The following is a 7,407-nucleotide window of genomic DNA, read 5'->3' on the forward strand; positions in this document are numbered from 1 at the left end:
ATCCATCTGTTTTCCAAGTTCAATGTCTGCAAGAAGCTTGTTTGTCACTTCCCTTAAGTAATTTTCCTCATTCAAAAGGGTGGTATTGTCATTCTGCAGCACTTTGCTGCTTTTGTCAAGTGATTCAACGATGTCGGATATTGCTCCTTCAGCCTTTTCATATTTTGCAAAGTATTTTCTGACAGGATTCATCAGGTTTCCAATGACTCCTTTTTTAGTGAAATCGACTCTGCTTGGATCCAAATCCTTCATCTGTTTGTTCAGTTCAATTAGCTGGTCGCCAATATTGTCTGCATCCTTTCCCCCTTTTGTCAAATCAACGAATCTTGTCGCCAGCATTTCATTGTGTGAAGCTGACCTTGACATTTCATTCAAACCAAAATTATCAAGGGGTTTCAGTATTCCTTCCCTTTCCTGAGGATTGTTTAAGTCTGCATCAAATATAGCCTGTGCGTTATCGCCTGCCTGAGTCTTGAGATTTGATTCTTCAAGTTTTTCTTTCTCGACATTTATTGACTTTTCAACATCTTCTTTAATACCGTCTACATCAAGTGAGAATTCAGCCATTTCTATCACCATTAATTTAAATAATCAATTTTGTTTGTATCAATTTGTTCTGTATAAGAATCTATTACTTTTCCACCATTTATAATTTCTACTTTTACATGGTCCGGATCTGGCAATTTATATGTTGTGTAATATCCAAAAGAGATTGAAAATTCGGTGTCATAATAGACATTTTCCAATTTTTCAGTTTCATGACCAATCTCTGAACCATTTGAATCGTAATATGTGGTCTTAACATTATAACCTTTCAGATTACCCGGAACACTGTTGAATATTCCTTCGGTATATAATGTATAACTTTTCTTGCCTGAATCGCTATCCCATCCTCCTACACCAGCTATTGTTAAGTCAACGGCATGTGTAACCTCATCTGTTCTGTCAGGAGCATTGTTATTGTCTCCAGAGCCTGAGGACAGAATGAACACACCGCCAATAATCAATATTGCAACAATCAGAACTATAAACAGTGTTGGAAGCGGAAAGTTGTTCAGTAAACCGCCACTTTCCTGCTTATCAATAGTATATCCGCAGTCCATACAAAATCTTGCGTCATCTGGCAGTTCCTTACCGCATTTTGGACAAATTTTACTCATCGCATCACCTAATAATCCTTTACGGATTCAATTAAATTCTCCATATCATCCAATAGATTTTTAACCTCATCGGTCGAATCGCCTGAAGAGCTGATGTTGATTACCAGTTCGTTTGTCAGATCTTCAATCTGATTGATGATTTTCTTCATTGCTTCGATTTTATTTTCAAGTTCATCATGAACCCTTGGCGAATCTTCAGCCGCCAAATTAATAATGTTTAATGCCCCATCTGATTGCTCATAGAATAACTTATGGCAATGGTCTATTGAGGAGATAAACTTATCATAAGTAATTTGAGGGGGTTCAAAACGTTTTTCGATTAGTTCACGCACTACCTCTTCCCTAACATTGAACAATACGTTTAAATTATTGATTTCCTTTTCATATTTTTTCAAAGATTCCAAACCTGCAGATTCCTCAACGACGGCTGTCTGAACAGGTGTTTCCACTTTTTTAGTCTCCTTAACAGGTTCCTTAACTGTGGATTTTGTATATCTTTTGAAATTGAAGAGATGGTATAGATAAAGCAGAGGCAAAATTACAAGAACCAAAATCAGGTACATTCCAGCAATGTTTTTTGAAAAAGTAACCGGGAGTGCTATGCAAATCAAAATTACATAGTATAATCCTAAAATCCATGGGAGTGACTCATGGACAGATAGGACATCTTTAATACCTCCATAGCCTCTTTTCAATCTGATTTTTGATGCGGACTTTGATTCGGGAGCATACTGCATAATTTCATCATCATTTAGAATATTCTCCTTGGGCTCCAGTATGAATCTCACATCAGTCAAGGTTTCACTACACTTGAGAAGATTTCCCTGATGGTCATAGGCCTTGAAGTCCTTGATTGTCAATGGTGCAGTTAACCTTCTTATTTCAATTAATTTTGGGTTTCCACTAGTCATTTGAATTTACATCCCTTTTTGTAAGAATATATTTAGACATGAATACTTTTAAATATTTGTATTAAACTTGTTAATATCATTCAAATTCCTTTTCCAAAAGAATGGTGACAGGACCATTATTCAGCAGACTAACCTTCATGAAGGCTCCGAATTCCCCGGTTTCAACATCAACAAATTCACTGCATTTTTCAGCGAAATAATCAAACAGCTCTGTTGCCCTATCCGGAGACAATGCCTTGTGAAATGACGGCCTGTTCTTTTTAGTGTGAGCATATAATGTAAATTGAGGAACCAGCAGAAGTTTTCCACCAATATCCATTACGGATCTGTTCATCCTGCCGTTTTCATCATGAAATATTCTTAGCTTTGCAAGCCTGCGGGCCAGATAATCCGCCTCCTTGGTGGTGTCGTTTTCTCCAAAACCTACCAAAACCATTAAACCGTCTTCAATCTCACCAACGATTTTACCTTCCACTTCCACACTTGCTGATGTAACTCTTTGAACGACAAGTTTCATTTAATCACCTTTTGAAAATTCACCTAAATAGTAAACTGGTTCATCATTTTTAGCCCGGGTATAATATTCTGTAGCCGCAGTAAACAGGACATCACTTGCGGAATTAAGAGCTGTTTCGAATGAATCCTGAATAACGCTGATTATAAATCCTACCGCAACAACCTGCATTGAAATGTCCTGACTGATGCCGAACAGCGAACAGGTCAGCGGGATTAGCAGCAATGATCCTCCGACAACGCCTGAAGCGCAGCATGCAGCCAATGTAGTTACCGCACATAAAAGAAGGGCCCATGTTAAATGAACCGGAATGCCCATCGTATGACAGGTAACCAGAGTCATGACAGCAATGGTTACGGCAGCCCCATTAGTATTTATTGTTGAACCTAACGGAATTGTAATTGAATAGAAATCCCTATCAAGACCAAGCTTTTCACATAACTGCATATTGATTGGAATGTTTGCAGCAGAACTTCTTGAGAAAAATGCTGTTATTCCGCTTTCCTTATAGCATGTGAGAGCCAACGGATAAGGGTTTCTTTTTAAAAGCACAAAAGAAATTAACGGATTGATTATAAATGCCATGATAAGAATGCATCCGACAATCAAAAATATAAGCTCTCCGTATTGTGAAAAAATGCTCAAACCGCTTTCACAAACTGAGGTGAACACCAAACCCATTACTCCAATTGGAGCGAATTGAATAATGAAATAAACGATTTTGGAAAACACTTCAGCAATGTCGCTTAGAAAATCCTTTGTTGCGTCACTAGCCACCATTTTTAAAGCGATTCCAATGATTATGGACCAGAATAATATTCCAAGATACTCCCCTTCAGACAATGATTTTATTGGATTGGAAAAAATCTTCAAAACCATTCCTCCCAATATATCAGCAAGTCCTCCGGGAGAAGCCGCTGAGCTTGCTGCGGATAAGTGAATGCTTACAGGGAATACAAAGCATGCAATAGTAGCCACAACTGCAGCAATAAAATTAGCCAGCAAAAATATCGCTATAATAATTTTATATTTAGAGCCTATTCCCGTTTTTGCTTGAGAAATAGCCGAAGCCACCAAAATAAAAACCAAAAGTGGCGCAATGGATTTTAGAGCTTCTACAAATATTTTTCCAAAAAAGCCGATGAAGGACCATTGCGGGACAATTACTCCTAAAACGGCACCGATGACCATTCCTATTATGATTTTTAGAATAAGGCTTGATTCAGTCCACTTTTGAATAAAACTCATTGAACACTCCTATATCTCCAAATTATTTAAAACATCATATGTTGCATCTCTGACTGTGTGTGCAGCTTCAAAGAACTCCTTTTTTTCAATATCATTCATATGAATTGGAACAATCATTGCAACGCCCCTTTTAGTAATAACCGCCGGAACACCAAGAGAAACATCCTCAACCATTTCAATTTCACCGTCCAGATAGCTGCTTACAGTCAATACCCTATGGGAGTCTGTAAGAATGGTGGACATCAGATTTGAAATTGCAAAAGCAGGACCATACTCTGTAGCCCCTTTCTTGGATATGATAGTATTTCCTGCACTTCTTAACTGTTCAACAAGTGCTGAAATGTCCAAATCAACATATTCAACAAAGTATTTTAATGGTATACCACCGATTGTTGTCGAACTCAAAAGAGGAACCATATGGTCCCCATGTTCGCCAATGACCCTGGTATGCACTTCCGAACTGTTGATGTCTATCTGCCTTGAGAAATAATTTTTTAATCTTAAAGAATCCAAGTGGTTTCCAACACCTATGACCTTGCTTTTTTTGAATCCTGATGCCTTAAGTGCAATTGTTGTCATAACATCAACAGGGTTGGTCGCAACCAATATGATTGAATCGGGAGAATATTCTGCGATTTTTTTAGAATAATAGCTAACGATTTCCGCATTGGGAACGGCAAGTTCCAATCTTTTCATGCCCTTTTCCCTGTGAATTCCCGCAGCAATAAGCACGATGGCAGAACCTGTAATATCATTAAAGTCACAGCTTGGAGTTAACCTGCAATCGATATCACGTGCAGCCAGTGCATCATACATGTCATATGTTTCTCCTTTAGCCTTATCAAGACTTTCAGGTCTTGAAAACATAACAATTTCATCAACTGTATCTTCCCTCGCAAGCGTAAAAGCAACGTTTTTTCCTATGATTCCAGTTGATCCAATAATACTTACCTTTACCATAAAGTAATATTGGTTTTCAATATAAAAATAGATTACTAATATAATTTTAAATTATCTGGATAATCATTAAATTACAAAAAAATTAAACTTAATTAATGAAATTTATTCAAATATACTCTTATGTTCATGTTACAATAGATTTATATTTTAAACAAAATATAATAATACCTATGGCAGATGAAGATTTAAAACTTGAAACCAAATGTTATGACGCTAATGAATATGGATATCTCTATGGATTGAACAAAAGAATTCCCGATGAAGAACTCGAGAAGGTAAAGCCATATTTTAGAGACTTCAGAAGAATGGACTTTAAAGAGGGCAACATTCAAGTGACAGGCAGGCCCGAAGGATGGAGATGCCTTGAAAAGGACGTCAGCAAAGTTGAAGAGATTCTTGGAATAACAAATACCTTAGAGTCAAGACAAAACAAAGTAAAAGAAGCATTTGCCGACCCTATTAAAAAAGCGAATTTAATGGACAAGTCATACGAATGGTTGAAGATGCTATTTGAAAAGACAGGCACCAGACCTGAACAGGACCTTTCAAGACTTGCAGTCCACTCAACAAAAATTTATGACCCTCAGGACAGCTTTAAAAAAGGCTATTCAAAAGGAGAAGGGGAACTGTTCATCTATACTCCTCATGGAATGTGGTACATCATAAACAATTCAGGGGAATTTTCAGACAAAACCCTGAACAACGTTAAAACACCTCAAGGCGGAGCAGTGGGTCATAGGTTAATGTATGATGATTTGATTGACCGGCTGATTAGAATATACACAGAAGAGAATCTTTATACCGGCGAAAAATTATATTAGTTAGTAGGTGACCATTATATGCAAAAAATAATAAATTCACATTGTCACATTTATCCAGAAAAAATTGCAGACAAGGCCGTTTTAGGAATTAGAGACTTTTATGATTTGGACATGTCATTAAACGGCAAATTGGATGATCTGATAAGAGACGGAAATGAAGTTGGAGTGACACATTACCTCGTACACTCCGTTGCAACAACACCAAAGCAGGTCAAATCCATAAATGAATTCATTGCTCAGGCAGTTAATGCACATCCCGACCTTTTCACCGGTTTTGGAACCCTGCATCCAGATAGTGACGATATTCAGGGAGATTTTGACTATCTTATCGAATTGGGTTTGAAAGGCGTCAAGCTGCATCCGGATTTCCAGCAGTTCGCAATGAATGAAGAGCGCGCATTCAGAATAGGCGAAGTGGTAAGCAAAGCCGATGTTCCAATGCTTGTCCACTGCGGCGACTTTAGATATAACTATTCAAATCCTGAACAGATCAGTCCATTTCTGGAAAGATTTCCAGATATAACATTCATTGGCGCCCATTTTGCCGGATGGAGCATGTGGGAAGAGGCAACACGCAAATTATCTGATTTTGAAAATCTTTATGTTGACTTAAGCTCAAGCCTATATGCACTGACACCGGAAACCGCCCTGGAACTGATTCATGCATACGGTGCGAACAGAGTATTATGGGGAACAGACTATCCGATGTGGGAGTCTGTCAGCGAAATGGAATACTTCAACAAAATCGATTTGACCGATTCAGAAAGGCAGAAAATACTATACGACAATGCCGCCAAATTACTAAAAATAGAATAATCAAGCTGGCTCAATGCTGCCAACTCTTAAAAATTTTCATATGGTTACAATTTGTAACCATCTCAAAACACCATTATTTTTTAAATGCATTTACAGCAGGTGGAGTCAATAAACCATTTTCTATCATTTCATCGACTTCATCCATGCCAAACCATCCGTATTCATCATGCTCATCGCTTATTGCAACCTCATCACTCTCGCAGGTCACCTTCATGATAAGCTGAATTGACTTGACCTTTTCAGATGTTTTGCATGCAGTATAGTCATTTCTGACAACATTATACAATGAGACAATGTCTATTTCAAGGCCTGTTTCCTCAAGGTATTCCCTTTTAAGAGCCTCATCAAAAAATTCGCATTTCTTGACCTTGCCTCCTGGAATTTCCCATTTTCCTGCATCATGTGCCGATTTGGACCTCACCTTCAAAAGAAGAAATTTACCGTCAAATTCGCATATTCCCCTTACTGTCAATCCCCACATTGTACTCATAATATCACCTGAATATTAACAATCATTGCCTAAAATCAATTAAAAAAAATAAGTGAAAGGGAATTGAATCCCTATTCTTTCATAGCCTTTTCAACCGCAACGGCCACTGCCACTGATGCACCGACCATAGGGTTGTTTCCCATACCTATCAATCCCATCATTTCCACGTGAGCTGGAACGGATGAGGAACCGGCAAACTGGGCGTCTGAGTGCATTCTTCCTAAAGTGTCTGTCATACCATAGGATGCAGGCCCTGCCGCCATGTTGTCAGGGTGCAATGTCCTTCCTGTTCCTCCACCTGAAGCAACTGAGAAGTACTTTTTGCCTTGTAAGATGCATTCTTTCTTGTATGTTCCTGCTACAGGATGCTGGAAACGGGTAGGGTTTGTTGAATTTCCTGTAATTGATACGTCAACACCTTCAAGATGCATGATTGCAACACCTTCACGAACGTCATCTGCACCGTAACATCTGACCTTTGCCCTTT

General features: G+C 38.3%; 10 protein-coding genes. 2 read left to right on the top strand and 8 right to left on the bottom strand.

Going from position 1 to position 7,407, the window contains the following annotated elements:
* From E7Z79_RS08585 to E7Z79_RS08610, 6 genes are all read right to left on the bottom strand, one after another.
* The coding region (locus E7Z79_RS08585; RefSeq protein ID WP_303739546.1) for a toxic anion resistance protein at positions 1 to 567 on the bottom strand (567 nt) is incomplete at its 3' end.
* 11 nt (positions 568 to 578) lie between these two features.
* A complete protein-coding gene (locus tag E7Z79_RS08590; protein ID WP_303739547.1) occupies positions 579 to 1,160 on the bottom strand; it encodes a zinc ribbon domain-containing protein in 582 nt (193 codons plus the stop codon).
* Between the two features lie 8 nt (positions 1,161 to 1,168).
* Entirely contained in the window at positions 1,169 to 2,071 is a 903-nt protein-coding gene (locus E7Z79_RS08595; RefSeq protein WP_303739548.1) for a hypothetical protein, read from the bottom strand.
* A 76-nt stretch (positions 2,072 to 2,147) separates the two neighbouring features.
* Positions 2,148 to 2,588 (bottom strand): D-aminoacyl-tRNA deacylase, encoded by a 441-nt coding sequence (gene dtd, locus E7Z79_RS08600; RefSeq protein ID WP_303739549.1) that lies wholly within the window; start codon positions 2,586 to 2,588, stop codon positions 2,148 to 2,150.
* The gene (gene sstT, locus E7Z79_RS08605; RefSeq protein ID WP_303739550.1) at positions 2,589 to 3,833 is read right to left on the bottom strand and encodes a serine/threonine transporter SstT; all 1,245 of its coding nucleotides are present in this window, start codon (positions 3,831 to 3,833) and stop codon (positions 2,589 to 2,591) included.
* A 9-nt stretch (positions 3,834 to 3,842) separates the two neighbouring features.
* On the bottom strand, positions 3,843 to 4,793 hold the full coding sequence (locus E7Z79_RS08610) for a malate dehydrogenase (protein ID WP_303739551.1): 951 nt from the start codon (positions 4,791 to 4,793) through the stop codon (positions 3,843 to 3,845).
* Between the two features lie 170 nt (positions 4,794 to 4,963).
* On the opposite strand from E7Z79_RS08610, the gene E7Z79_RS08615 reads away from it, so the two are divergent.
* Positions 4,964 to 5,614 carry a type I restriction-modification enzyme R subunit C-terminal domain-containing protein gene (locus E7Z79_RS08615; RefSeq protein WP_303739552.1) on the top strand — a complete coding sequence of 217 codons (651 nt, stop codon included), beginning with the start codon at positions 4,964 to 4,966 and terminating at the stop codon, positions 5,612 to 5,614.
* 18 nt (positions 5,615 to 5,632) lie between these two features.
* On the top strand, positions 5,633 to 6,430 hold the full coding sequence (locus E7Z79_RS08620) for an amidohydrolase family protein (protein ID WP_303739553.1): 798 nt from the start codon (positions 5,633 to 5,635) through the stop codon (positions 6,428 to 6,430).
* 73 nt (positions 6,431 to 6,503) lie between these two features.
* Here E7Z79_RS08620 and E7Z79_RS08625 read toward each other — a convergent pair whose 3' ends face one another.
* Both E7Z79_RS08625 and E7Z79_RS08630 read right to left on the bottom strand, forming a co-directional pair.
* Positions 6,504 to 6,920 carry an NUDIX domain-containing protein gene (locus tag E7Z79_RS08625; protein WP_303739554.1) on the bottom strand — a complete coding sequence of 139 codons (417 nt, stop codon included), beginning with the start codon at positions 6,918 to 6,920 and terminating at the stop codon, positions 6,504 to 6,506.
* Between the two features lie 71 nt (positions 6,921 to 6,991).
* Positions 6,992 to 7,407 (bottom strand): GGGtGRT protein (locus tag E7Z79_RS08630; protein ID WP_303739555.1); only part of this gene is annotated, 416 nt, incomplete at its 5' end.

The sequence above is a fragment of the Methanobrevibacter thaueri genome, assembly GCF_015062905.1.
In the GTDB taxonomy this organism is placed as follows: domain Archaea; phylum Methanobacteriota; class Methanobacteria; order Methanobacteriales; family Methanobacteriaceae; genus Methanocatella; species Methanocatella thaueri_A.

What these genes read in the sequence shown, in the direction of transcription:
- E7Z79_RS08590 (WP_303739547.1), bottom strand. Translation starts at nt 1,160, where the DNA reads ATGAGTAAAATTTGTCCAAAATGCGGTAAGGAACTGCCAGATGACGCA.
- E7Z79_RS08595 (WP_303739548.1), bottom strand. Translation starts at nt 2,071, where the DNA reads ATGACTAGTGGAAACCCAAAATTAATTGAAATAAGAAGGTTAACTGCA.
- dtd (WP_303739549.1), bottom strand. Translation starts at nt 2,588, where the DNA reads ATGAAACTTGTCGTTCAAAGAGTTACATCAGCAAGTGTGGAAGTGGAA.
- sstT (WP_303739550.1), bottom strand. Translation starts at nt 3,833, where the DNA reads ATGAGTTTTATTCAAAAGTGGACTGAATCAAGCCTTATTCTAAAAATC.
- E7Z79_RS08610 (WP_303739551.1), bottom strand. Translation starts at nt 4,793, where the DNA reads ATGGTAAAGGTAAGTATTATTGGATCAACTGGAATCATAGGAAAAAAC.
- E7Z79_RS08615 (WP_303739552.1), top strand. Translation starts at nt 4,964, where the DNA reads ATGGCAGATGAAGATTTAAAACTTGAAACCAAATGTTATGACGCTAAT.
- E7Z79_RS08620 (WP_303739553.1), top strand. Translation starts at nt 5,633, where the DNA reads ATGCAAAAAATAATAAATTCACATTGTCACATTTATCCAGAAAAAATT.
- E7Z79_RS08625 (WP_303739554.1), bottom strand. Translation starts at nt 6,920, where the DNA reads ATGAGTACAATGTGGGGATTGACAGTAAGGGGAATATGCGAATTTGAC.